The organism is Candidatus Methylomirabilota bacterium, assembly GCA_036001065.1.
In the GTDB taxonomy this organism is placed as follows: Bacteria; Methylomirabilota; Methylomirabilia; order Rokubacteriales; family CSP1-6; genus MNEF01.
Window position 1 is genome coordinate 12170 of record DASYUQ010000223.1, and the last position, 25428, is coordinate 37597.

A 25428-nucleotide genomic window follows, 5' to 3' on the forward strand; every position below is an offset into this window, starting at 1 on the left:
GTAGTATCGTGCAACTCTTCACAAAAGGCCCTAACAGAGGGATCACAGGATGAGGGAGTACCAGCCCGGCCCACCGCCCGCTCAGGGACTCTACGATCCGCGGCACGAGCACGACGCTTGCGGCGTCGGCTTCGTGGTCAGCATCAAGGGCCGGAAGTCCCACGCGATCGTCCGTCAGGCGCTCCAGGTCCTCATGAACCTCCTGCACCGGGGCGCCTGCGGGTGCGAGCCGAACACCGGCGACGGCGCCGGGATCCTCCTGCAGATGCCGGACAAGTTCCTGCGGCGCGAGTGCGACCGTCTGGACATTCACCTGCCGGGACCCCAGGAGTACGGCGCCGGGCTGGTCTTCCTCCCCCGCGACCTCGTCCAGCGGGAGAAGATCCAGGCGCTGATCCACACCATCGTCGCGGAGGAGGGCCAACGGCTGCTCGGCTGGCGCGACGTGCCCAGCGACGACCACCTGCTGGGGGCCTCCGCGCGCTCGGCCGAGCCCGGCATCAAGCAGATCTTCATCGGACGGGGCTCAGGCCTCCGCGATCACGCGCATTTCGAGCGCGCGCTCTACGTCATCCGGAAGCGCATCGAGCACGCCGTCGAGGCTATGGACGTCCGCGAAAAGAGGCTGGTCTACCTCCCGAGCCTCTCCTCGAACACGCTGATCTACAAGGGGATGCTGAGCGCCGACCAGATCGAGACGATGTACCCGGACATCACGGATCCCGACGTCGAGTCGGCGCTGGCCCTTGTCCACCAGCGCTTCAGCACGAACACGTTCCCGTCCTGGCCGCTGGCCCACCCGTACCGCTACATCGCCCACAACGGCGAGATCAACACCCTGCGGGGCAACATCAACTGGATGCGGGCCCGCGAGGCGCTCTGTCGGTCCGAGCTACTGGGCGACGATCTCAAGAAGATCCTGCCCGTGACCCGCGAGGGCCTCTCGGATTCGGCGACCTTCGACAACGTGCTCGAGTTCCTGGTGATGAACGGCCGCTCGCTCCCGCACGCGATCCTCATGATGATCCCGGAGCCGTGGCAGAACCACGAGTCCATGAGCCCGGAGCGGCGCGCCTTCTACCAGTACCACTCCTCGCTCATGGAGCCCTGGGACGGCCCCGCCTCGATCGCGTTCACCGACGGCACCGTCATCGGCGCCGTCCTCGACCGCAACGGCCTCCGCCCCTCGCGCTACTACGTCACCAAGGACGACCTGGTCATCATGGCCTCCGAGGTCGGCGTGCTCGACATCCCGCCCGAGAACATCCTGGTCAAGGAGCGGCTGCACCCCGGGCGGATCTTCCTGGTGGACACGGCCCAGGGGCGCATCATCGACGACGAGGAGATCAAGGCCCAGCTGGCGGCCGAGCATCCGTACGCGGAGTGGCTCCGGGAGAACGTGGTGTCGCTGGAGGACCTGCCAGCGGCGCCCGTGGCCGAGCCCGATCACGAGACGGTACGCACCCGCCAGATCGCCTTCGGGTACACCCACGAGGATCTGCGGATCCTCCTAGGACCGATGGCCAAGCAGGGCGAGGAGCCGGTGGGCTCGATGGGCACGGACACCGCCCTGGCCGTGCTCTCCGACCGGCCCCGCCTGCTCTACGATTACTTCAAGCAGCTCTTTGCCCAGGTGACCAACCCGCCGCTCGATCAGATCCGCGAGGAGCTGGTGACGTCGATGGAGTCGACGGTCGGCCCCGAGCGAAATCTATTGTCGCCGGAGCCCGAGTCCTGCCGGCAGATCACGCTTCCGGACCCGGTGCTCAGCAACGAGGAGTTGGCCAGGCTGGCCCATGTCTCGGCGCGGGACTTCAAGGCGATCACGCTGCCGATGCTCTATCCCTCGGCCGAGGGCAGCGCGGGGCTGGAGCGCGCGCTCGAGCATCTGCAGGCGCGGACCAGTCACGCTATCGCCGAGGGCTGCAACATCGTCATCCTCTCCGACCGGGGAATCAGCCGCGAGCGGGCGGCCATCCCCAGCCTGCTGGCCACCGCGGCGGTGCACCACCACCTCGTGCGGCGGGGGGAGCGGACGCGCTGCGGGCTCGTCGTCGAGACCGGCGACGCGCGCGAGGTGCACCACGTGGCTCTGCTCATCGGCTACGGTGCCGGTGCCGTGAACCCCTGGGTCGCCTTCGAAACCCTCGACGACATGATCCGCGAGGGCCTGCTGACCGGGATCGACCATGCGAAGGCCGTCCGCAATTATATCAAGGCGCTGAACAAGGGCATCCTGAAGGTCATGGCCAAGATGGGGATCTCCACGCTGCAGAGCTACTGCGGCGCCCAGATCTTCGAGGCCATCGGGCTCAACCGCGAGCTCGTCGACCGCTACCTCACTGGCACCGCTTCCCGCGTGAGCGGCATCGGGATCGACGTCGTCCACGAGGAGGTCCGCCGCCGCCACGAGCGGGCCTTCCCCGAGCGGCCTTTCGGCACGCCCGACCTCGACTGGGGCGGCGAGTACCAGTGGCGGCGCGACGGTGAGTACCACCTCTTCAACCCGGACACCGTCTTCAAGCTCCAGCACGCCACCCGGGCCGGCCAGGGCAAGATCTACCGGGAGTACACCAAGCTCGTCGACGACCAGAACAAGCGTCTGGCCACGCTCCGCGGGCTCATCGAACTCAAGTACGCCCAGCAGTCCATCCCGATCGAGCAGGTCGAGCCCGTGGAGGCGATCTTCAAGCGCTTCGCCACGGGCGCGATGTCCTACGGCTCCATCAGCCAGGAGGCTCATGAGACGCTGGCCATCGCCATGAACCGGATCGGCGGCAAGTCCAACACTGGAGAGGGCGGTGAGGATTCGGCGCGATACCGGCGCGACCCGAATGGCGATTGGCGGCGCAGCGCGATCAAGCAGGTCGCCTCGGCGCGCTTCGGCGTGACCAGCGAGTACCTGGTCAACTCGGACGATCTTCAGATCAAGATGGCCCAGGGCGCCAAGCCTGGCGAGGGCGGGCAGCTGCCCGGCCACAAGGTCTACCCCTGGATCGCCAAGGTGCGGTTCGCCACGCCGGGGGTGGGGCTCATCTCGCCGCCGCCGCATCACGACATCTACTCGATCGAGGACCTCAAGCAGCTCATCCACGATCTAAAGAATGCGAACCCCCGGGCGCGCATCCACGTCAAGCTCGTCGCCGAGGTCGGGGTGGGAACGGTGGCTGCCGGCGTGGCCAAGGCTTTCTCCGACGTCGTCCTCATCTCCGGGCACGACGGGGGCACCGGCGCCTCGCCGCTGACCAGCATCAAGCACGGCGGTGTCCCCTGGGAGCTGGGGGTGGCCGAGACGCAGCAGGTCCTCGTCATGAACAAGCTGCGGGACCGTATCGTCGTCCAGGTCGACGGCCAGATGAAGACCGGACGCGACGTGGTCATCGCCGCGCTGCTCGGCGCCGAGGAGTATGGCTTCTCGACCGCGCCCCTGGTCGTCATGGGCTGCATCATGATGCGCGTGTGCCATCTCAACACCTGCCCGGTCGGTATCGCCACCCAGGATCCGGAGCTGCGCAAGCGCTTCACGGGCCAGGCGGAGTTCGTCACGAACTTCTTCCGCTTCATCGGGGAGGAGGTGCGGGAGTACATGGCCAGGCTGGGGTTCCGGACGATGGACGAGATGATCGGGCGCGCCGACAGGCTCGACTTCAAGTCCGCCCTCGACCATTGGAAGGCCCGCGGCCTCGACTTCTCGTCGATCCTCTACCAGCCCGACATGCCGCCCGAAGTCCCCCGCCGACGCGTGCGCGCCCAGGACCACGGCCTCGAGAAGTCGCTCGACCGCATCACGCTCGTCCCCCGCTGCCACGAGGCCCTCGAAAAGAGGAAGCCTGTCGAGTTCAGCCTGCCCATCCGGAACGTCAACCGGGCGGTCGGCACGATTCTCGGCTACGAGGTGACCGCGCGGTATGGTGGCGAGGGGCTGCCCGACGACACGATCAGGATCCACTTCGCCGGCTCGGCCGGCCAGAGCTTCGGCGCCTTCGTGCCGCGGGGGATCACCCTCACGCTCGAGGGCGACGCCAACGACTACTGGGGCAAGGGGCTCTCCGGCGGCAAGCTGATCGTCTACCCACCCCGCCAGGCCACCTTCGTCCCCGAGGAGAACATCATCGTCGGCAACGTCGCCCTCTACGGCGCCACCAGCGGCGAGGCCTATGTGCGTGGTGTGGCCGGCGAGAGGTTCGGCGTGCGCAACAGCGGCGCTCACACCGTGGTCGAGAGCGTGGGCGACCACGGCTGCGAGTACATGACCGGCGGCCGCGTGGTCGTGCTGGGACGGACGGGGCGCAACTTCGCCGCCGGGATGTCGGGCGGCATCGCCTACGTCCTGGACCTCGACGGCGAGTTCAAGCGGCGCTGCAATCTCGGGATGGTGGAGCTGGCGCCCCTCGATCAGGCCGAGGACATCGACCTCGTGCGCGAGCTGATCCGGCGCCACATCGACGCCACCCGCTCCACCTACGCGGCGAAGATCCTCGCGGAGTGGATCGACATGCGGCCCCGGTTCGTCAAGGTCATGCCCAAGGACTACAAGCGCGTGCTCCTGGCCGAGGCGCGTGCCCGCGCGGAAGGGCGGGAGCCGACGTTCGCCGAGCTGGTCGGGGCCACGAGTGGGTAAGGTCACCGGCTTCCTCGAGATCAAGCGCAAGAAGCCACCGGCTCGTCCCGTCCCGGAGCGGATCCGCGACTGGAAGGAGGTCTACCTCCCCGACCCCGAGGACGATCTCAAGAAGCAGGCGGCGCGCTGCATGGACTGCGGCATCCCCTTCTGTCACCAGGGCTGCCCGCTCGGCAATCTCATCCCCGACTGGAACGACCTCGTGTACCGCAGCCAGTGGCAGGACGCGATCCAGCGGCTGCACGCGACGAACAACTTCCCGGAGTTCACCGGCAGGCTCTGCCCGGCCCCCTGCGAGGGCTCGTGCGTGCTCGGCATCAACGACGACCCCGTCACCATCAAGGTCGTCGAGAACACGATCATCGAGCGCGCCTGGGAAGAGGGCTGGGTGGTGCCTCAGCCGCCCGCCGTCCGGACCGGCAGGAAGGTCGCCGTGGTGGGCTCGGGCCCGGCCGGGCTCGCCGCCGCCGATCAGCTGAACCGGGCCGGCCACTGGGTCACCGTGTTCGAGCGCTCCGACCGTATCGGCGGCCTGCTGCGCTACGGCATCCCCGAGTTCAAGATGGAGAAGCGCTTCCTGGACCGCCGCCTGCAAGTCCTCGAGAAGGAGGGGATCACCTTCCGGACCAACGCGGACATCGGCGGCGGCGTGCCGGCCCGGGAGCTCCTGGGCGAGTTCGAGGCCATCGTGCTGGCCTGCGGGGCGGGGTGGCCCCGGGACCTCGCAGTGCCCGGACGCGAGCTCCGCGGCATCCACTTCGCCATGGACTACCTCACGCTCCAGAACAAGCGCTGTGAGGGGGATCCGGTCCCCGACGAAGGGTTCATCACCGCCAATGGCAAGCGGGTCGTCATCATCGGCGGCGGCGACACCGGCGCCGACTGCCTGGGCACGGTGCACCGGCAAGGTGCGATCTCCGTGCACCAGTTCGAGCTGCTGCCGAGGCCGCCCGACGCGCGTGCCTCCGACAACCCCTGGCCCCAGTGGCCCAACATCTTCCGCGTCTCCTCCGCCCACGAGGAGGGTGGCGAGCGCGTCTATGCCGTCTCGACCCAGCGCTTCATCGGCGACGAGCAGGGACACGTGAGGCAGCTTGAGGCACTGAAGGTCGAGATGGCTCGCGAGGGTGGCCGGATCGAGTTCAAGCCGATCCCGGACACGGAGTTCACGCTGGAGGTCGATCTCGTGCTGCTGGCCATGGGCTTTCTCGGTCCCGAGCGGAAGGGGCCTGTCGAGGAGCTGGGGCTCAGGCTCACCGAGCGGGGCAACGTCTGGCGTGATCAGAAGTGGATGACGAGCGTCCCTGGCGTCTTCACGTGCGGCGACATGCAGCGTGGTCAGTCACTGATCGTGTGGGCGATCGCCGAGGGACGCTCCTGCGCCCACGGCGTCGATCTTTACCTGATGGGGGCGTCGGAGCTGCCCGCGCCGATTTAGACCCGGAGGGGGGCTCCGCCCCTCATCCTCGTCGGAGGGGGCCTTAGCGGCCCCCTCCGAATCCTCCCCCAACGGGATCGATGGCGCGGGCAAAGCCCGCGCTCGAAAGGAGGTGGCCATGGCGCTCAATCACACTGATCGTGAGGTGCTCATCGAGCGGTATGCGGAGGGTCCAGGGCGGCTGAAGGCGGCGCTGGCCACCGTCCCCGACGGAGCCGCGAAGTGGCGGCCGGCGCCGGGCGAATGGTCGGCCCACGAGGTGATCTGCCACTGCGCCGATTCCGAGACCAACGCTGCCGCTCGAATTCGCTATCTCCTCGCCGAGAAAGACCCCCTCATCCTCGGCTATGACCAGGCAGCGTGGGCGGTGCGACTCGATTACCACAGCCACCCGCTCGGGCCGGCCCTGGCGACCGTCGAGGCGGTGCGCGCCAACACTGCGGTGGTGATCCGCTCGTTGCGGGAGGACGCCTGGCGGAGGGAAGGTCGCCACACGGAATCCGGCCGGTACACCGCCGAGGACTGGCTGCGGATCTACGCAGAGCACCTCGACATCCACGCCCGCCAGATCGAAAACACCGTGGCGGCATACCGGGCGCGCCGCTAGCGCTGGCGTGCTCGCCGTCAGCGCGGCCCTTCCCGACGAGGCCAGCGACCGCCCCGCCATCGTCCTCATCCATGGCGCCGCCAACTCGGCGCGCGTGTGGACCTTCTGGCAGCAGGAACTGGCCCGGCGCGGTTGGCCCGCCTACGCGCTCGATCTCCGGGGCCACGGCGCGAGCACTCCCCTCGACCTCTCGCGCACGACTATGACCGACTACGCGGACGACGTGTCGGCGCTGGTGGGCCAGCTCGCGGCCAACCCCGTGGTGATGGGCTGGAGCATGGGCGGGCTCGCGGCCCTGATCGCCGCGGCCCGCGGCGGCGCCCTGGCGTACGTCGGCCTGGCGCCGAGTCCGCCGGCCCGGGCGCGCCACACCTCGCCGACGCTCCGCTCGGGGGTCTTCGGCGCCGAGGAGTACGGGATCGTGAGCGGCGATCCGGGCGATCAGCCAGCGATGCCCGACCTCGATCTCGAGGAGCGCGCGATCGCGCTCGCCTCGCTGGGGCCGGAGTCGCGCCATGCTCGGGATGACCGCCGGGCGGGCATCGTGATCGCTGACCTTCCCTGCCGGCGTTCATCGTTACCGGCTCGGCCGATCCGACGTTCCCTCGCCGCACCTACGACGACCTCCCGTTGGCCGCGGAGTTCCTCGAGGCCGAGGGCGCCTCACACTGGGGGCTGGTCCTCAACCGCCGGATCCTCGCGTCGCTGATTCCCGCGGTCGCCGCGTGGATGGAGAAGAAGGCCGCGGGTCGCTAGCGCGGCCAGCCCCCGGGCGCCTCCCGGAGAAATGCTCCGGCTCCCGGGAGAACCTCCCCGGGCTTCCCAACCCTCCCCGCTGGTCGCGACAGCGAGACCAAGTGTTCTGCTGACTTAGACGTGGGTGGGCCTGGCATCTCGCTTGCGGCATCGGCCCCGGGGACATATCCCCAGGAGGACATCGTGATGCCAACGACTTGCTACGTCACCCTTCTGATGGTCGCGCTCGTGCTTCTGCCGGCGCCGGTCCTTGCTCAGGCCACGCGAGCCGGCATCGTCACGGCTCTGCAGGGCCATGCGACAGTCGCCCATCTCGCGTCCAAGCAGCCCGCGCCGCTCAAGTTCAGGGACGACGTGTTCCTCAATGACCGCATCACTACTGGCGACAGGTCGCTCGCGCGCGTCCTCCTAGGTGGGCGGGCCACGGTCACCGTCCGCGAACGCTCCATTCTCGCCATCACCGCGGCACCGGGAACGGCCACACTGGACCTGCCCCACGGCAAGCTCGCTCTGGCGGTCGCCAGGGACGCGATGAAGCCCGGCGAGTCCATCGAGATCAGAACGCCGAACATCGTGGTCGCCATCCGCGGCACGGTCGTCGTGGCCGAGGTCTCACCCGGTCGCGCCACGGACGGTACGCTGGATGTCACGGTCTTCACGGTCCTGCGCGGGACCGTCGAAGTTCTTCAGCTCGACGCCGTTTCTCGCCGTCCGCTGGGTCCTCCGCTGACCCTCGGAGCCCTGCAGAGCATCACCGTGACCGGCTCGGCGCCGCCGCAGCTCCGGACCATCACGCCCGAGGCGGCCCAGAAGATCGCCAATGACTACAGGACCCCGCCGGCCCCCGTGGCGACCGCTGCCGTCGCCGAGAGCGAGGCCCAGAAGGCGGCCAGCCGCGTCGACGCACTGGTGCGGGGCCTGGCGCCGGACCTGTCGGGCACGACTACCCCCGTCACCTCGACGTCGGGCGCGCTCTCGACGTCCACCTCGGGCCTGACGTCGACGACCTCGGGCACGCTCTCTACGACCTCGGGCACGCTCTCCTCCACGACGTCGAGCGTGTTCTCGAAGACGTCGGGGGTTCTCAACACGACGACCTCGGGCCTGGGCACGCCAACGCTGCCGCTCAGGTAGCGCGCGCGACAGCCTGGGAACGACGCCGGCGAGCGTCCGTACCGGCGTCCTCGGGGGTGGGAAGCACCCGCGGCTTTATCCGCCGCGGGTGTGCATCTCCAGATGCGGGTCTCGCCGCAGTTCGCCGATCTGGATGAGGGGTCCGCGGTCACGGGCGGCGAGGCGCTCCTCGGCGCCCCGATCGGTCCTGGCCGTCCAGCGTCCGACGATGAGCGAGGCCAGCTCCTCCCGGCTCGCCCCCCGGCGCAGCGGGCCACGCAGGTCCGTCCCCGCCAGGGCGTAGAGGCACAGATACCACATCCCGTCGGCCGTCAGCCGGCTCCGGTCGCAGGCGCGACAGAACGGCGCCGTCGTCGAGGCGATGATCCCGAAGACCGTGCCGTCGGGCAGCCTGAAACGCTCCGCCGGCGCCGTGCTCTCCGGCTCGGGGACGGGCTCGACGCGGCCGTAGCGCTGCTCGAGCACGCCGAGGATCGCGGCGCGCGAGACGACCTTGTCCATGGACCAGCGCGTGGCGCCGCCGACGTCCATGTACTCGATGAACCGCACCTCGGCCGGTACGCGCCGGCCGAACTCGATCAGATCCCCCAGCTCGTCGTCGTTCACGCCGCGCATGACCACCGTGTCGAGCTTGGTGCCCCTGAGGCCGGCGCGGGTCGCAGCCGCGATGCCCTCCAGCACCTGGGCGTGCGTCGATCGGCGGGTGAGCGCGGCGAAGCGCTCGGCCTTCAGCGTGTCCAGGCTGACCGTCACTCGATGCAGACCGGCCTCGGTGAGGGCCTGGGCCTGGTCGGCGAGCAGCACCGCGTTGGTGGTGATGGCCAGGTCACGGAGGCCCGGCTTGGCCGCCAGCAGACGCACCAGCGTCGGCAGATCGCGCCGCAGGAGCGGCTCGCCGCCGGTGAGCCGCACCTTGTCCACGCCCAGCCCGATGAAGACGTCGACCAGCGCGCTGATCTCCTCGAAGTGGAGAATCGCCTCCCGGGGCAGCCAGACGTAGTCTTCCTCGGGCATGCAGTACTGGCACCGTAAATTACAACGGTCCGTCACCGATAGCCGGAGGTTCTGGAGCGGGCGCCCGAGCGTGTCGCGAGCCGTCATCGCGTCGATGCTACCCCAGCGCCTGGAGAATTTCCTCGAGCGGGTGCCGCGCGCACGTGTGCTGAGGCGTGTCGCGTACCGTGTAGCGGCTGGCCTCGGTCTCCCGGAGCTGCATGAGCAGGGTCACGAACTCTTTGGGATCGTCGCCCTCGAAGGCGACCACGAAGTCCTGGTCGTCCATTCCGAAGGAGTAGGCCGTGTTGATCCGGATGGCCGGGAACCGGTGACCGGTGCGGATGTGCTCGGCCATCATCCGGCGTCGTTCCTCCATCGGCAGCAGGTACCACTCGCGCGTCTTCACGAACGGGTAGACGAAGAGGTACTTCGACTGGCCCGGCTGCATCGTGACCACCGCCTCTTCGTCGGGATGGGCCTTCACGTACTGTGACTCCCGCGTGACGGCCAGGTAGGTGTAGGTGTTGTCGAGATGGGGCGCCATCGCCGTCGTGCGCAACCCCTCGGTCAGCGCCTGGATGGGCGGCAGCTCGCGCGAGCTCAGCCACAGCAGGAAGTCGGTGTCCCTCCGCAGGCCGATCGTCGAGTAGGCGCGAATGGTCAGGCGGTTCTTGAAGTCGTCGATCTTGGCCAGATACTCGGCGATTGCGCGGCTCTTGTCGGCCTTGGCGAGCGTGAACCAGGACGGCCGCGCCTTGAAGAAGGTGTAGAGCATACAGTAGCCGGGCGGTGTCTGTTCCACGCGCGTCCTCCTAGCCCACCGGGTGCGGGGCGGCCTCGGCCCGGGCTCGTTCCCACTCCCGGATCAGTCCGGCCTTCTTCACGCCCACGTCGAAATGATCCCACGGCAGCCGCTCGTCGACCGGGCGCTCCCGCGTCGTGTAGAAGGCGGCGTCGGCGTCCCACTCCCGGAGGGCCCGCCGCCAGTCGCCCTCCAGGCGGGTGGCCAGCTCCAGGAAGTCTCCGACGCGTCGGTCGCCCCGCGCCAGCAGCGCCTGGAGCGCGGCCTCGCGGGGGTTCTCGTGCAGGACGCGCACGTTGGGGAAGCGCCGCGCCGCGCGCTTGATGATCTCCAGCTTGTTCTGCAGGGACTCCACCGTGTCGAACGGCGCCCACTGAAACGGCGTCCAGGGCTTGGGGACGAAGGACGAGATCGACAGCGTCAACCGGCCGAAGGGTTTGCCGTGGGGGTCGAGGACCCGCAGCCGCTCGAGCATCCGTTGCGCCAGGTCGGGGATCGCCTCGACGTCCTCCAGCGTCTCGGTGGGCTGGCCGATCATGAAGTAACACTTGAGGTTGGGGATCCCGTGGCCCCGGATCAGCGCGCAGGCGGCGTAGAGCTGCTCGTCGGTGATCATCTTGCGGATCGCCCGCCGCAGGCGCTCCGTCCCGGCCTCCGGCGCGACCGTCAGCGTCCGGTGGCCACCGCGCGCCAGCGACGCCACCAGGTCGGGGGTGAGGCTGTCGGCGCGAAGCGAGGAGATGGACAGCTCGAGCCCCTGATCTTCCACCACCTTGAGCAGGTCGCCGATCCACGGGTAGTCGGAGACACAGGCGCCCACCAGCCCGATCCGCCTGCCGTCGGCATCCTTCGCGATCTTCGCGATCGTCTCCGTGAGGGAGGCCACCGAGCGGTGCCGGACCGGCCGGTACACCTGGCCCTCGAGGCAGAAGCGGCAGCCGCGGCCGCACCCCTTGCCGACCTCGAGCAGCGCCATGTGCCCGTATTCCGCGTGGGGTGTCTTCACCAGCGAGATCGTCTCGAAGCGGTTGACGTCGCTGAGCCGGCGCTTGGTGACGATCCCGGGCGCCCCCTCGCCCGGCAGCACCGCGGCCACCGTGCCGTCGGGCTGGTAGGACATCGTGTACCGGTCGGGCACGTAGATGCCGGGAATCGTCACGAGCCGGTCGAGGAAGCTCTGACGCTCGCGGTAGCCCTCGCGATAGGCCTGGATCAGCTCGCCGACGAGCTCCTCGCCCTCGCCGACGGCGATGAAGTCCATGAAGGGCGCCATGGGCTCGGGGTTGGAAAACGCGCACACGCCCCCCATGAGCACGAGCGGGTCGTGCGAGCCGCGGTCGGCGGCGCGCAGCGGGATCCCCGCGAGGGCGAGAAGCCTGAGCGCGTTGATGTAGTCGCCCTCGTAGGTGATCGAAAAGCCGATCATGTGGAAGTCCGACAGGGGTCGCAGTGACTCCAGCGAGAAGGGCGGGGTGCTCGTCCGCCTGAGCTCGTCGGCATCCTCGGGGTCGGGCAGGAACACCCGCTCGCAGACGACGTCGGGCAGCTGGTTGAGATACCAGTAGATCGTCTGGAAGCCCAGGTTGGACATTCCGACGGCGTAGGTGTTGGGGTAGACGAGGGCGACGGGGACCTTGCCGCCCCAGTCCTTGCGGATGGTGCCCTGCTCCTGCGCCAGCCGCCCCTGAGTTTTTTTCTTTAATGACCAGGACATCGGCTCACTCTATCACATCCGCTCGCGGCCGCCCTGCGGCGCGCGTTCATCCCTTGATCACCGCGATCGGCCTCAGGCGGGCCACGCGCGTCGAGATGCCGAACCGATGGACGACCTCCACGACGTCTTTCACGTCCTTGTACGCCTCGGGCATCTCCTCGGCCAGAGCGTCGCGACCGGTGGCGCGGGCCAGGACGCCCTGTCCCTCGAGTTCCCTCGCGATCGAGCGGCCACGGGCGGCCTTGACCGCGGCCGTCCGGCTCATCACGCGGCCGGCGCCGTGACACGTGCTGCCGAACGTCTCCCGCATCGCGACCTCGGTGCCGAGCAGGACGAAGGAGTAGCGTCCCATGTCACCCGGCACCAGCACCGGCTGGCCCGGGAACGCCCGGGTGGCGCCCTTGCGGTGGACGAGGAGCCGCCGCCGCTGCCCGTTCACTTCGTGCTCCTCCTCTTTGGCGATGTTGTGGGCGACGTCGTAGACGGTTCTCATGCCAAGCTGGTGCGGCGTGAGTCCCAGGGTCCGCGTGAACGCCTCGCGCGCCCAGTGCGTGATCACTTGGCGGTTCGCGAAGGCGAAGTTCGCCGCCGCCCGCATGGCGCCGAGATAGGTTCGGGCTTCCTCCGAGTCTACCGGCGCGCAGGCGAGCTGGCGGTCGGGCACGGCGATGCCGTAGCGCTTGAGCGCCCGCTCCGTCAGCCTCAGGGAATCCGTGCAGACCTGGTGGCCGAGTCCGCGCGAGCCGGTATGGATCAACACGGTGACCGCGCCCTCGCTCAGCCCCAGGGGCGCAGCCGCGGCCTCGTCGTAGACCTCGTCGACGACCTCGACCTCGAGGAAGTGATTCCCCGACCCGAGCGTTCCGAGCTGGCGCCGCCCCCGCTCGAGCGCGTGCTCGGAGACGTGCTCGGGCTGCGCCCCGGGAATGCATCCGTTCGACTCCAGCCGCTCGACGTCGTCGCCCTCGCCCCAACCCTGCCCGACCGCCCACGCCGCGCCCGCTTCCATCACCTGCCGGAGCTCCCGGGCGCCGAGCTTGACGCGCCCTTGGGACCCCACCCCGGTGGGAATGGCCGCAAACAGCGCATCGACGAGCGACGCCACGCGCGGGACGACCTCCGCCTGCCCGAGCTCGGTCCGGAGGAGCCGCACACCGCAGTTAATGTCGAAGCCGATCGCTCCGGGGCTCACCACGCCGCGCACCGCGTCGGTGGCAACCACGGCGCCCACCGGCAGCCCGTAGCCCTGGTGGATGTCGGGCATCGCCAGCGCCGCCTTCACGATACCGGGCAAGGTGGCCCCGTTCGCCAGCTGCTCCAGGGAGGCGTCGTTCCGGATCTGCGCCATCAGCAGCTCGTCGGCGACGATGAGGGCAGGCACGCGCATCCCGGGCCGGGCGTCGGGCGGGATCCGCCAGAGATAGGGTCCGACCTGTTCGACCTTCACGCCCATGTCGTTGTCATTGTAGCGGGCACCTGTCGCCCCGGGGCGTGAGGCGCGCGGCTGCTCAGCTCGCGGTGGCGGGAGTCGCCCGGCGGCGCGTCCAGGCCAGCCCAATCACGGCGACGACGACTCCGACCACGCTGGCGAGCTGCGGCACCCGGAAAGAGCCGAGCCAGAAGCTGTCCAGCCTCAGCGACTCGATCGCGAAGCGCCCCACGGAGTAGAGACCGATGTAGACGAAGAAGAGCGCCCCTGGCCGCTCCCGCAGCCGCGGGCGGAGCCATGCCACCAGCATGAGGAAGACGGCGAAGTCCCAGAGCGACTCGTAGAGGAAGGTCGGATGGAAGTATTCGTACTGGGCGTAGCCGGGCGGGCGATGCGCCGGCGAGATGTAGAGCTTCCAGGGAAACTCCGTCGGGCGACCGAACGCCTCCTCGTTGAAGAAGTTCCCCCATCGCCCGATCGCCTGCCCGATGGCGAGGCCCGGCCCCGCCACGTCCAGACTGCGGAGCACCGGCAGCCGCCACCGGTAGGCGAGCCACACGCCGACGAGCGGCCCCAGAATGAGACCGCCGTGCATGGCGAGCCCGCCCTCCCACACCGCGACGATCTTGGTCGGGTACTGGCCGTAATAATCCCAGTTGAAGATCACCTCGTACAGCCGCGCGCCCAGCAGCCCGGCCAGGATGGCCCACTGCGCCGCGCTGATGATATCGTCGGCCGGCAGGCCGTCGCGGCGCGCCTGGCGGTGGCCGAGCCAGAGGCCGACGACGATTGCGGTGGCCATCAGGATGCCGTACCAGCGGATGACCAGCGGCCCGATCTCGAAGGCGATGGCTCCGGGGGAGGCGAACATCTCAGGTAAGATAGCCTGGCGCATGTCCGTCGTCCAATGAAGCTCCGACGCCTTCGGCGCGCGGTCCCCCTGCTCCTCGTCGGCGTCTTCGCCGTCCTGCTCGTCCTCGGCGTCCAGGCGGTCGGCCCGTTCCTGGTGGTGGCCGATCGCGTCGAGCCCAGCGACGCGATCATCGTGCTCGAGGGCGGGACCCCGGCCCGCGAAGTCGAGGCGGCCGCCCTCTACCGGCGCGGGCTGGCGCCCGTCGTCGTTCTCGCGCTGGCGCGCGACCCCACCCCGGTGGCGCGGCGACTGGCGGGCGAGCCCGTATTGCAAGAGAGGGCGGCGCGGGCCCTGCAGTACGCGGGCGTTCCCCGGCAGGCGATCGTGAGGCTGGAGCGGCAGGTCGACAACACCGCCCAGGAGCTGCAGGTCGACTTCGAGCACGCCCGCGCCCGCGGCTTCCGGCGCGTGATTCTCGTCACGTCACCTCAGCACACCCGTCGCGTTCGCGTCGTCTGGAACGCGCGCTATCAGGCGAGGATCCCGGCGCTCGTCCATCCGACTCCCTACGAGCCCTTCGACCCCGGGCGGTGGTGGCGCTCCCGGCGGTACCTCGAGGACAGCCTCCACGAGCTGGCGGCCATCGCGCATTTCCTCCTCGGTAGCCCCCTGCCGACGTTCGACCGCAGGGAGTAGGGCGCCGCCCGACGCTTACGACGGGATCACGCGCGATCCTGACGGAACCCCTTGGGTACCGGTGTCAAGGCGCGGCGGGCTCGGCCATCAGCGCATGTCATGGCGGTCTCCACCCGCTCGATGACATCGCATTGCTTCTGGTTGAGGAAGACCCGGAGGACGTACGCGCGCGGGCCCTGCATGATGTGACCATCACCGAGATACATGCCGAGCAGGTATGCGTCGGCTGGATGCTGGTGCTGGTGGTGGGAGTCGAACCCACACTGTACCGATTTTAAGTCGGTGGCCTCTGCCGATTGGGCTACACCAGCATACCGTTCGAGCCAATATCGCACGGTCGAGCGCGGAACCGCCAGGACCCGTGCGATCGCCTTCATGGCATGCCCACTGCGATGAAGCATCAGCGCATGGCCGCTGACGGGTGGCCGGCGATCGCCGGCGCGGCCATCCGGACCACGGCGCCCCAGACCACGGCGCCGGCTCCTCGGCGACACGGCCACGGGCGATTCGTCGGCAATGACGCCAACCCGCGTCGACAACCGAGAAAGAAAAATGGAGGCGGCGAGCGGATTCGAACCGCTGAATAGAGGTTTTGCAGACCTCCGCCTTAACCACTTGGCTACGCCGCCTTCAGGCGGGCCCGAATCGGCGTGAGGCGGTGGAGCGGGAAACGGGATTCGAACCCGCGACCCCGACCTTGGCAAGGTCGTGCTCTACCACTGAGCTATTCCCGCGTCCCCGGCGCCGACAGCGCCCTATATTACCATGGCGGTCTCGGCGCCACTCACTCGCCCGCCTCGCGGAGGGCCGCCGCGGCGTCCTCGGGCGCGACCGGATTGATGAAGAAACCGCTGCCCCACTCGAATCCGGCGATGCGGGTCAGCTTCGGGATGATCTCCAGGTGCCAGTGGAAGTGGTCGAGCGTGGGCTCGTGCAGGGGCGCGCTGTGGAGCATGAAGTTGAACGGCGGGTCGTTGAGCGTGCGATTCATGCGCCCCAGGAAGTCCCGCAGCACGCCCGCCAGCGCGCGCAGGTCGTCCACGCCCGACTCCTCGAACGCCGAGCGATGGCGCGCGGGCAAGATCCATGTCTCGAAGGGAAACCGCGGGGCGAACGGGGCCAGGACCGCGAAGCCGTCGGCGTCGAGGACGAGGCGCCGCCGGCCCCGGCGCTCCTGGCGCAGGATGTCGCACCACACGCAGCGCTCCTTCATCTCGTAGTACTTGGCGGCGCCGGCCAGCTCCTCGCCCACCATGATCGGGATGATGGGCGTCGCGATGAGCTGGGAGTGCGGGTGCTCGAGCGAGGCGCCGGCCGCCTCCCCGTGGTTCTTGAAGATCAGGACGTACTGGAACCGGGCGTCCTTCTTCAAATCCAGCACGCGCTCCCGAAAGGCGAGCAGGATGTCGGCCACGGCATCCACGGACATCGTGGTCAGCGACGCCGCGTGCTCGGGCGACTCGATGACGACCTCGTGGGCGCCGATGCCGTTCATCCGGTCGAACGCGCCCTCGCCCGAGGGCTCGAGCTCGCCCTCGATGCGCAGCGCGGGGAACTTGTTGGCGACGACGCGGAACGACCAGCCCGGCCCGTTGGGCTCCCCGCCGGGCGGCCGGCCGGCCAGGATTTCGGGCGGCGTCGTGTCCTCGTGGCCGGCGCAGAACGCGCAGTTCGTCAGTCGCGGCCGGGCGGGCTCGGGCCCGAAGTCGGACGGCCGCCGGGCGCGGTCGGCGGCGATGATCACCCACCGCCCGACGACGGGATCCTTCCGCAGCTCAGACATCTGGCGCTCCGGACATTCAGTCGTCCTCCGGCCGCGCCGCGCGTCCCAGCAGCGAGGCCAGCGCGTCGCGCGGCGGTTTCTTGTCGAAGAGCACGGCGCCGACCTCGGCGCAGATCGGCAGGCTCACGCCGTGGCGGGCGGCCAGCGCCAGCGCGGAGGCGACCGTGCGCGCGCCCTCGGCGATCATGCGCGTTTCGCCCTCGACGGCGGCCTGCGTCCTACCGCGCGCCAGCGCGATGCCGAGCCCCCGGTTGCGTGAGAGGCTCCCCGTGCAGGTCAAGACGAGATCGCCCATCCCGGCCAGGCCGGCCAGCGTGCGCGCTTGCGCGCCCAGCGCCACCGCCAGCCGCGTGATCTCGGCCAAGCCGCGGGTGATCAGGGCGGCGCGGGCGTTCTCCCCCAGGCCGAGGCCGTCGGCGAGGCCGGTGGCGATGGCGATCACGTTCTTGAGCGCGCCGCCGACCTCGACGCCGGGGACGTCGCGGTTGGTGTAGAGCCTGAACTCCCGGCTGCCCAAGATCGACTGCAGGCGGGCCGCGAGCGCTTCATCGCGCGAGGCGACCACGGAGGCGGTGGGCTGCCCCAGCGCGACCTCGCGGGCGAAGGTCGGGCCCGACAGCGCCGCCAGGGGCGCCCCTGGGTAGCGCTCGAGGAGGATCTCGCTCATCCGCCGATGCCGCTCGGGATCGAGGCCCTTCGTCGCAGAAACGATCGGCACGTCCGGCGGGATCCCTCCGACGTTCTTGAGGGTGGCCGCGAAGAACTCGGATGGGACCACTACGATCACCACGGCGGCGTCCCGCACCGCTTCGCCCGGATCCCCGGTGGCTTGGATGCCGGGCGGGCACTCGACGTCGGACAGGTAGAACGGGTTCCGCCGCGCGTTCCGGATCCCTTCGACCACCTCGGGCTCGCGCGCCCACAGGCGGACGGCGCCGCCGGCCCGGGCCAGGTGGATGGCCAGGGCCGTGCCCCAGCTCCCGCCCCCGATGACGCCGATCGTCACGCCCGCCGCTCGCCGAGTCGGCGCTCGCTGCCGGCCAGCAGCCGAGCGATGTTTTCATGATGGCGCAGGACCACGATCGTCGCCGCGACGGCGCAGGCGGCTACCGTGGCCAGCGGATAGCCGAACAGCAGCGCGCCCACGGGAACGCAGAGCGCCGCCATCAGGGATCCCAGCGAGACGTAGCGGAAGGTCATGGTGACGGCGACCCACGTGACGGCGGCGGGCAGGGTCGCCAGCGGAACGAGCTTGAGGAACGCCCCCAGGCCGGTGGCCACGCCCTTGCCGCCGCGGAAGAGCAGGAACACCGACCAGCAGTTGCCCACGATGGCCGCCACCGCCGCCGACGCGGTGATTTCCGGCGCGGCGCCCCCCAGCGCTCCGCCGGCGGCGACGGCGACGTAGCCCTTCGCGACGTCGCCCACCAGCGTGAGCAGCGCCGGCACCCGCCCCGCGGTTCTCAGCACGTTGGCGGCGCCGATGTTGCCGCTGCCCTGGCGCCGGATGTCGCCGATGCCGAAGGCGCGGGCGACCAGGAACCCGACCGGCACCGCCCCGATGAGGTACGCGGCGACGACCGCGGCCAGCGTGGTCACGACCAGCGTTCTTCGCCCGGCACGATCGCGCGGTAGTCGGCCTTCCGGAAGAAGCGGTAGAAGTAGTCCACGGCGGAGACGACCGTGAGGCCGAGGGCCACCCACAGCACGGTGGTGGCGGCCATGTGGAAGGCCGGCGAGCCCACGCTCTTCTCGATGATCAGCATCGTGATCGCGACGTACTGGCTCACCGTCTTCCACTTCGCCAGGCGCGAGGCGGGGACGATCACGCCCACTCCGGCCGCGACCGCCCGCAGCCCGGTCACCGCCAGCTCGCGTCCGATGATCACCACCACGATCCACGCCGCCAGCTTGTCGATCTGGAGCAGCGAGACCAGGGCGGCGGCGACCAGCAGCTTGTCGGCGATGGGGTCCAGCAGCGTGCCGAGCGTGGTGACCTGGTTGCGCCGCCGCGCCAGCACGCCGTCCGCCCAGTCCGTGAGCGCGGCCAGGATGAAGATTCCGGCGGCGATCGCCGCGTGGACGCGGGAGGACGAGATCAGGAAGACGATCAGCAGCGGGACGGCGACGATGCGCGTGAGCGTGAGACCGATCGGTAAGTTCACGTCACCACCACCCCGCACGAGTATCGCGGCCCCGGAACCACCTTGTCAACGTCGGCCCGGTAGACGGGGACGAGGGTTGCCGTGTCGAGCATCAGGCAGGCCGCGACGTCGGCGGCGCGCCCGACCCGCGCCAGGTGGCGCGCCCACGGCGAGGCCTCGGCGAGCTGGGCCAGGTCGTGGCCGTACTGACGGCCCACGCGGAGCGCCTCGACTGCGGTAGCCGTCGCCGACGCGCCCGGCTCCTCGCGGAGAAGCCGCTCGACCAGGAGACCGGCACAGACATGGTCCTCGAGCGACACGGCGCCCCGCTGGCCGGCGCAGAGCACGGTCACGTCGCGGCGTCCGGCCCGCGCCCACGCCGCGGCCGCGCTGAGGTTCACCAGCGCGCCGACCCCGACCGCGGGCGCGCCGCGGGCGGCCAGGAGCGCGCGGGTACCGTTGCTGGTGGTGAAGACGACGATGGTATCGCGGACGCGGTCCGGCGTGAACTCCAGCGGCGAGTTGCCGAGGTGGAAGCCCGGGATCGCCTGGCCCCGGCGCTCACCGGCCACCAGGACGCTGGCGCCGGGAAGGCTACGGGCCCGCCGCCGCGCCTCCTCGGCGTCGGCCACCGGGACGATCGCGGCGCAGCCGTTGGCGAGCGCGGCGATCATGGTGGTGCTGGCCCGGAGCACGTCGACGACCAGCACGGTCGAAGCCCGGAGCTGGGACGGGTTCAGCGCCTCAGCCGTGGGCGCGACGTCGATCAGCACGCCCTAGCTCTGACGGTCTCGGAGGGCGCGGATCCGGAGACGGAGCGCGTTCAGGTTGATGAACCCCTCGGCGTCCCGCGGGCGATAGACGGAATCGGCCTCGAAGGTGGCGAAGTCGGTCCGGTAGAGCGAGCGCGGCGAGCGACGCCCGGTGACGATGACATTGCCCTTGTACAGGCGCAGCCGCACGCTTCCGGTGACGTCGCCGGCGCACTCGTCCAGGAAGGTCTGCAGGGCCTGCCGCTCGGGGGCGAACCAGAAGCCGTAGTAGATCATCTCCGCGTAGCGCGGCACGAGCGAATCGCGCAGGTGGAGCACCTCGCGGTCGAGCGTCAGCGACTCCACCGCCCGCCGGGCGACGTGGAGGATCGTGCCCCCGGGCGTTTCGTACACGCCGCGAGACTTCATGCCGACGAAGCGGTTCTCGACCACGTCCACGCGGCCGATGCCGTGCTCGCCGCCGACCCGGTTCAGCCGCGTCAGCAGCAGGACCGGCCCCAGCCGCTCGCCGCCCAGGGCGACTGGATCGCCGTGCTCGAAGTCGATCACGATCTCCTCCGGGACATCGGGCGCCGCCTCCGGCGAGCTGGTCAGCAGGAACATCTTGTCGGGCGGCGCCGCCCAGGGGTCCTCCAGGAGGCCGCCCTCGTAGGAGATGTGGAACAAGTTGCGGTCGGTGCTGTACGGCCGCTCGGTGGTCACGGGGACGGGAATGTCGTGGCGCCGGGCGAACTCGATGAGGGCCGTCCGCGAGGTCAGCTCCCACTCCCGCCAGGGCGCGATCACGCGCAGGTGCGGCGCCAGCGCCGCGTAGGTGAGCTCGAAGCGCACCTGGTCGTTGCCCTTGCCGGTGGCCCCGTGGGCGACGGCGTCGGCGCTCTCCCGCCGCGCGATCTCCACCTGGGCCCGCGCGATGAGCGGCCGCGCGATCGAGGTGCCCAGGAGGTAGCCGCCCTCGTAGACGGCGTTGGCGCGGAGCATCGGAAAGATGAAGTCCCGGACGAACTCCTCCCGCAGGTCGACGACGTGCACCGAGGCGGCGCCCGTCCGGAGCGCCTTGTCGCGGAGCGGCAGCACCTCCTCGCCCTGGCCGAGGTCGGCGCAGAACGCGATGACCTCACAGCGGTACCGCTCGATCAGCCAGCGCAGGATCACGGAGGTGTCGAGCCCGCCCGAGTACGCCAGCACCACCCGCTTGGGATCAGGCATCATCCAGGGATCCGCCCAGCAGCTCCAGGATGATCGCCTTCTGCGCGTGGAGCCGGTTCTCCGCCTGGTCGAGCACAATACTTCGTGAGCCGTCCAGCACGGCGTCGGTGATCTCCTGGCCGCGGTGGGCGGGCAGGCAATGCATCACCAGGGCGGAGGGCTTCGCGAACCCGACCAGGGTCTCGTTCACCTGGTAGCGAGCGAACGCTTCGAGCCGCCGCTCGCGCTCGGCCTCCTGCCCCATGCTGATCCAGACGTCGGTGTAGAGCACGTCGGCGCCGGCGGCCGCCTCGCGGGGATCGTGGGTGACCGTCAGCCGGCCGCCCAGCCGGCGCACGGTCGCCTGCACGTTCGCGTCCGGCTCGTAGCCCGGTGGACAGGCGGCGGTGAGCGTGGTCCCCAGCAGGCCCCCGAGCAGGAGCAGCGAGTGGCACACGTTGTTGCCGTCGCCGATCCAGGCCAGCCGCATCGCGGCCACGTCGATGCCGCGCTCCCACAGCGTGAAGTAGTCGGCCAGCGCCTGGCAGGGGTGCTCGAAGTCGCTGAGCCCGTTGATCACGGGGATCGTCGCGTGGCGCGCCAGCGTCTCCACCGTGTCGTGCGCATAGACGCGGGCGGCGATGCCGTCGACCCAGCGGGACAGGTTGCGGGCCACGTCGGGGACCGACTCGCGCGTGCCCATCCCGATCTCCTGGCCGGCCAGGTGGACGGCCCGCCCGCCGAGCTGGACGATCCCCACCTCGAAGGTGACGCGGGTCCGCAGGGACGGCTTCTCGAAGATCAGGGCCATCGTGCGCCCGGCCAGCGGCGCGCCCCGGCTGCCCGACTTCCAGCGCTGCTTGAGCGCCCCCGCCACCCGGAAGAGGTGGAGCGCCCGCTCGCGCGTCAGATCGGCGGCCGAGACGAAGTGGCTCACGACGTCGACCGGGCCAGCGTGGCGTCGATCGTGGCCAGCGCCCGGTCGCAGTCCCGCTGGTCGACGATGAGCGGCGGCGCCAGCCGGAGCACCTTCTCGCCCGCGGTGAGGACGAGGAGCCCCGCGTCCCGACAGGCGTCCACCAGCGGCGCCGCCGGCCGGGTGAGCTCCACGCCGATCAGGAGCCCCCGGCCACGCACCGCCCGGACGACAGGCCGCTGCTTGGCGAGCGCCCGGAGCTGCTCCATCAGGTACGCGCCCGTGCGGGCGGCACGCTCCGGGATCTTCTCGCCGATGATGGTGGTGAGCGTCGCCAGCGCCACCGACGCGACGAAGGGCGTACCGCCGAAGGTCGAGGCGTGCGTGCCGGGCGTGAGCACCCGGGCCACCTCCTCACGCGCCAGCATCGCGCCCATCGGCACGCCGTTGGCGAGCGCCTTGGCCAGCGTCATGATGTCCGGCTCCACGCCGGCGTGCTCGTACGCCCAGAGCTTGCCGGTGCGGCCGAGCCCGGTCTGGACCTCGTCGACGATCAGCAGGGCCCCGGACTGGTCGCAGAGCTTCCGGAGGCCGGGGAGGTAGTCGTCGTCGGGGACGTTGACGCCGCCCTCGCCCTGGATGGGCTCGACGATGATCGCCGCGGTGCGGTTGTCGAGGGCGCGCGCCATCGCGCGCAGGTCGTTGTAGGGCACGTGCTTGAAGCCGGGCATGAGCGGCTCGAAGCCGTGCTGGTACTTCTCCTGGCCGGTGGCCGTCACCGTCGCCAGCGTGCGGCCGTGGAAGGACTCGCGGGTGGCGACGATCTCGAAGCGGTCGGAGGCGAACCGCTCCTTGGCATACTTGCGGGCGAGCTTGAGCGCCGCTTCGTTGGCCTCGGCGCCCGAGTTGCAGAAGAAGACCCGATCGGCGAAGGAGTGATCGCAGAGGAGCTTGGCCAGGTGGATCTGCGGCGCCGTGTGGTAGAGGTTGGACACGTGCAGCAGCGTCGCCGCCGCCTCGCGGATGGCCCCGGTGATGGTGGGGTGGCAATGGCCGAGGGCGACCACGGCGATCCCCGCCGCGAAGTCGAGGTATTCGCGGCCGTCCGAGTCCCACACCCGCACGCCATCGCCCCGCACCAGGCAGATCGGCGCGCGACCGTAGTTCGGAGTGTGGTACCGGGCCGCCCACTCCAGCAGTGTCTTCGTGTCCATCGCCGTCGACCCTTTCACAAGACGATCTCGGTGCCGATGCCCTCGCGCGTGAAGAGCTCCAGGAGGATGGCGTGCGGCAGCCGGCCGTCGATGATGTGCGCCTTGGCCGTGCCCCCTTTGAGCGCCCGCAGGGACGACTCCACCTTCGGCAGCATCCCGCCGTCGATGACTCCGTCCTGCACGAGGCGCTCGGCGTCCTGGCGGCTCAGCGTGCTGGTGAGCCGGCCCGAGGCGTCGAGGATCCCCTGGACGTCGGTCAGGTGGATGAGCTTCTCGGCGCCCAGCGCGGCCGCCACCTCGCCCGCCACCAGATCCGCGTTGATGTTGTACGTCTCCCCTTTGCTGCCGATGCCCACCGGCGCGATGACCGGTATGAACCCGTTCTGCTCGAGCAGCCTGATCGCATCGGGGTTCACCGCCTCCACCTCGCCCACGAGCCCGATGTCGATCTCCTCTCCGGACGGCAGCCGATGCGGGCGCCGGTGGGCGCGAATCAGGTTCGCGTCCTTGCCGCTGAGCCCCACGGCCCGGCCGCCGTGGTGGTTGATGAGCGCCACGATCTCCTTGTTGATCTTGCCTACCAGCACCATCTCGACGATCTCGACCGTCTCCTCGTCGGTGACCCGCATGCCCCCGATGAAGCGCGGCTCCTTGCCCAGGCGCTTCATCATGGCGCCGATCTGGGGCCCGCCGCCGTGCACGATGACCGGATGGATGCCGACGAGATGCAGGAGAATCACGTCGAGAGCGAAGTTCTCTTTGAGATTCGCCTGTTCCATCGCAGCGCCGCCGTACTTGATGATGATCGATTTGCCCCGAAACTCCCGGATGTACGGGAGCGCCTCCATCAGGATCTCGGCGCGCCGCGGGTCGTTCCCGTTCACAGGCTCGCCTCGCCTCCGGCTGCGGCTCGCACGGCCACGCTCATAGGATGTAACGCGACAGGTCCTGGTCCCGCGAGAGGTCGGCCAGCCGCTGGTGGACGTAGCCCGCGTCGATGGTCAACTCCTTGCCGGGGAGATCCGGGGCGTTGAACGAGATGTCCTCCAGGAGCTTCTCCATGATCGTGTAGAGCCGCCGGGCTCCGATGTTCTCGGTCGCCGTGTTCACGCGCATGGCGAGGTCGGCCACCGCATCGATCGCGTCCGGCGTGAACGTGAGCGCCACCTTCTCCGTCTTCAACAGCTCCACGTACTGCGTGATCAGGGCGTTACGGGGCTCCGTCAGGATGCGGACGAAATCCTCTCGCGTCAAGGTGTCGAGCTCGACGCGGATCGGGAAGCGTCCCTGCAGCTCCGGGATGAGGTCCGCGGGCTTCGCGACATGGAAGGCCCCGGCGGCGATGAACAGGATGTGGTCCGTGCGCACGATGCCGTACTTCGTGGTCACCGAGGAGCCCTCGACGATGGGGAGCAGGTCCCGCTGCACGCCTTCGCGGCTGACGTCGGGGCCGTGCCCGCTCTCGCGCCCGGCCACCTTGTCCAGCTCGTCGACGAAGACGATGCCCGAGTTCTCCACGCGCCGGATCGCCTGGCTCACCGCCTCGTCGGGATCGACGAGCTTCTGCGCCTCTTCCTGGGCGAGCAGACGGCGGGCCTCCGCGATCCGCACGCGCCGGCGCTTGGTCCGGCTGGGCAGGATGTTGGAGAGCATCTCCCGGAGGTTGATCCCCATCTCTTCCATGCCCTGGCCCGAGAAGACCTCCACGATGGGTACGGTCTGCTGCTGCGTCTCCAGTTCGATCAGGCGGTCGTCGAGCCGCCCGGCCTGGAGCTGGGCGCGAAGCTTCTCCCGGGTGGCCTCGCGCGAGGGGCCGCCGCCCGCCTCCTCCAGCGACTCGCTGCTGAAGGACTCGCCGCGGCTGCGCGGTAGCAGGAGGTCGAGCAGGCGCTCCTCGGCGAGGTGCTCGGCTTTCTCCTGGACGGCGGCGACCATCTCGGCCCGCACCATGTTCACCGCCAGCTCCGTCAGCTCGCGGATCATCGACTCCACGTCGCGGCCGACGTAGCCGACCTCCGTGTACTTCGACGCCTCGACCTTGATGAACGGCGCCTGGGCCAGGCGAGCCAGCCGCCGGGCGATCTCGGTCTTCCCCACCCCGGTGGGGCCGATCATGATGATGTTCTTGGGCGCGACCTCGTCCCGCAGCTCGGGCGGCAGGTTCTGCCGGCGCCACCGGTTGCGGAGCGCGATGGCCCCCGCGCGCTTGGCCTTGTCCTGACCGACGATGTACCGATCCAGCTCGGCCACGATCTCCGCGGGCGTGAGGTTCACAGCGTCTCCACGGTGATGTGGTCGTTGGTGTACACGCAGATGCCGGCGGCGATGCGCATGGCCTCCATGGCGATCGCCTTGGCGTCGAGG

The 25428-nt window shown here is 69.9% G+C and carries 22 protein-coding genes and 3 tRNA genes; 6 read left to right on the forward strand and 19 right to left on the reverse strand.

What is annotated here, in order from left to right:
* Positions 1-49 precede the first annotated feature (49 nt).
* The 5 genes from gltB to VGV13_21460 all read left to right on the forward strand — a co-directional run bounded on the left by gltB (position 50) and on the right by VGV13_21460 (position 8556).
* A complete protein-coding gene (gltB, locus tag VGV13_21440; protein HEV8643649.1) occupies positions 50-4621 on the forward strand; it encodes a glutamate synthase large subunit in 4572 nt (1523 codons plus the stop codon).
* Positions 4614-6059, forward strand: a complete 1446-nt coding sequence (locus VGV13_21445; protein ID HEV8643650.1) for a glutamate synthase subunit beta — start codon at positions 4614-4616, stop codon at positions 6057-6059. The genes gltB and VGV13_21445 overlap by 8 nt, the downstream gene beginning before the upstream one ends.
* Positions 6060-6177: 118 nt before the next feature.
* Positions 6178-6666 (forward strand): DinB family protein, encoded by a 489-nt coding sequence (locus tag VGV13_21450; GenBank protein HEV8643651.1) that lies wholly within the window; start codon positions 6178-6180, stop codon positions 6664-6666.
* A gap of 7 nt (positions 6667-6673) precedes the next feature.
* Positions 6674-7375 carry an alpha/beta fold hydrolase gene (locus VGV13_21455; protein HEV8643652.1) on the forward strand — a complete coding sequence of 234 codons (702 nt, stop codon included), beginning with the start codon at positions 6674-6676 and terminating at the stop codon, positions 7373-7375.
* A 233-nt stretch (positions 7376-7608) separates the two neighbouring features.
* Positions 7609-8556 (forward strand): FecR domain-containing protein, encoded by a 948-nt coding sequence (locus VGV13_21460; protein ID HEV8643653.1) that lies wholly within the window; start codon positions 7609-7611, stop codon positions 8554-8556.
* Positions 8557-8631: 75 nt separating this feature from the next.
* On the opposite strand, the gene moaA is transcribed toward VGV13_21460, so the two are convergent.
* Genes moaA through lgt form a run of 5 tightly spaced genes read right to left on the reverse strand, consistent with a single transcriptional unit; the run spans position 8632 to position 14368 of the window.
* Positions 8632-9657: a GTP 3',8-cyclase MoaA gene (moaA, locus tag VGV13_21465; GenBank protein ID HEV8643654.1), complete on the reverse strand. Its 1026-nt coding sequence runs from the start codon at positions 9655-9657 to the stop codon at positions 8632-8634.
* A gap of 10 nt (positions 9658-9667) precedes the next feature.
* Positions 9668-10354, reverse strand: coding sequence for a chlorite dismutase family protein (locus VGV13_21470; protein HEV8643655.1), 687 nt, complete (start codon positions 10352-10354; stop codon positions 9668-9670).
* A gap of 10 nt (positions 10355-10364) precedes the next feature.
* Positions 10365-12068 (reverse strand): TIGR03960 family B12-binding radical SAM protein, encoded by a 1704-nt coding sequence (locus tag VGV13_21475; protein HEV8643656.1) that lies wholly within the window; start codon positions 12066-12068, stop codon positions 10365-10367.
* A gap of 46 nt (positions 12069-12114) precedes the next feature.
* A complete protein-coding gene (locus VGV13_21480; GenBank protein ID HEV8643657.1) occupies positions 12115-13521 on the reverse strand; it encodes an RtcB family protein in 1407 nt (468 codons plus the stop codon).
* Between the two features lie 55 nt (positions 13522-13576).
* Complete coding sequence (gene lgt / locus VGV13_21485) at positions 13577-14368, reverse strand: prolipoprotein diacylglyceryl transferase (protein ID HEV8643658.1); 792 nt, start codon at positions 14366-14368, stop codon at positions 13577-13579.
* A gap of 36 nt (positions 14369-14404) precedes the next feature.
* Here lgt and VGV13_21490 point away from each other — a divergent pair, with 36 nt between their 5' ends.
* On the forward strand, positions 14405-15046 hold the full coding sequence (locus VGV13_21490; protein HEV8643659.1) for a YdcF family protein: 642 nt from the start codon (positions 14405-14407) through the stop codon (positions 15044-15046).
* 234 nt (positions 15047-15280) lie between these two features.
* Here VGV13_21490 and VGV13_21495 read toward each other — a convergent pair.
* From VGV13_21495 to VGV13_21560, 14 genes are all read right to left on the reverse strand, one after another.
* Positions 15281-15357 (reverse strand) — tRNA-Leu (locus tag VGV13_21495).
* Positions 15358-15599: 242 nt separating this feature from the next.
* A tRNA-Cys gene (locus tag VGV13_21500) sits at positions 15600-15675 on the reverse strand.
* Positions 15676-15705: 30 nt separating this feature from the next.
* Positions 15706-15780: transfer RNA gene (locus tag VGV13_21505), tRNA-Gly, on the reverse strand.
* A gap of 50 nt (positions 15781-15830) precedes the next feature.
* On the reverse strand, positions 15831-16829 hold the full coding sequence (galT, locus tag VGV13_21510) for a galactose-1-phosphate uridylyltransferase (GenBank protein ID HEV8643660.1): 999 nt from the start codon (positions 16827-16829) through the stop codon (positions 15831-15833).
* A gap of 16 nt (positions 16830-16845) precedes the next feature.
* Entirely contained in the window at positions 16846-17835 is a 990-nt protein-coding gene (locus tag VGV13_21515) for an NAD(P)H-dependent glycerol-3-phosphate dehydrogenase (protein ID HEV8643661.1), read from the reverse strand.
* On the reverse strand, positions 17832-18428 hold the full coding sequence (gene plsY, locus VGV13_21520) for a glycerol-3-phosphate 1-O-acyltransferase PlsY (protein HEV8643662.1): 597 nt from the start codon (positions 18426-18428) through the stop codon (positions 17832-17834). The genes VGV13_21515 and plsY overlap by 4 nt, the downstream gene beginning before the upstream one ends.
* Positions 18425-18994, reverse strand: a complete 570-nt coding sequence (pgsA, locus tag VGV13_21525; GenBank protein HEV8643663.1) for a CDP-diacylglycerol--glycerol-3-phosphate 3-phosphatidyltransferase — start codon at positions 18992-18994, stop codon at positions 18425-18427. The genes plsY and pgsA overlap by 4 nt, the downstream gene beginning before the upstream one ends.
* The gene (locus tag VGV13_21530) at positions 18991-19746 is read right to left on the reverse strand and encodes a 2-phosphosulfolactate phosphatase (protein HEV8643664.1); all 756 of its coding nucleotides are present in this window, start codon (positions 19744-19746) and stop codon (positions 18991-18993) included. The genes pgsA and VGV13_21530 overlap by 4 nt, the downstream gene beginning before the upstream one ends.
* A gap of 3 nt (positions 19747-19749) precedes the next feature.
* Positions 19750-20955, reverse strand: a complete 1206-nt coding sequence (locus tag VGV13_21535; GenBank protein ID HEV8643665.1) for an argininosuccinate synthase — start codon at positions 20953-20955, stop codon at positions 19750-19752.
* Entirely contained in the window at positions 20948-21871 is a 924-nt protein-coding gene (gene argF / locus VGV13_21540; GenBank protein ID HEV8643666.1) for an ornithine carbamoyltransferase, read from the reverse strand. Before argF ends, VGV13_21535 begins: the two co-directional genes overlap by 8 nt.
* Positions 21868-23064, reverse strand: a complete 1197-nt coding sequence (locus VGV13_21545; GenBank protein ID HEV8643667.1) for an acetylornithine transaminase — start codon at positions 23062-23064, stop codon at positions 21868-21870. The genes argF and VGV13_21545 overlap by 4 nt, the downstream gene beginning before the upstream one ends.
* A gap of 14 nt (positions 23065-23078) precedes the next feature.
* Entirely contained in the window at positions 23079-23912 is an 834-nt protein-coding gene (argB, locus tag VGV13_21550; protein ID HEV8643668.1) for an acetylglutamate kinase, read from the reverse strand.
* Positions 23913-23988: 76 nt separating this feature from the next.
* Complete coding sequence (hslU, locus tag VGV13_21555; GenBank protein ID HEV8643669.1) at positions 23989-25338, reverse strand: ATP-dependent protease ATPase subunit HslU; 1350 nt, start codon at positions 25336-25338, stop codon at positions 23989-23991.
* The coding region (locus VGV13_21560) for an HslU--HslV peptidase proteolytic subunit (GenBank protein ID HEV8643670.1) at positions 25335-25428 on the reverse strand (94 nt) is incomplete at its 5' end. The genes hslU and VGV13_21560, both read right to left, overlap by 4 nt.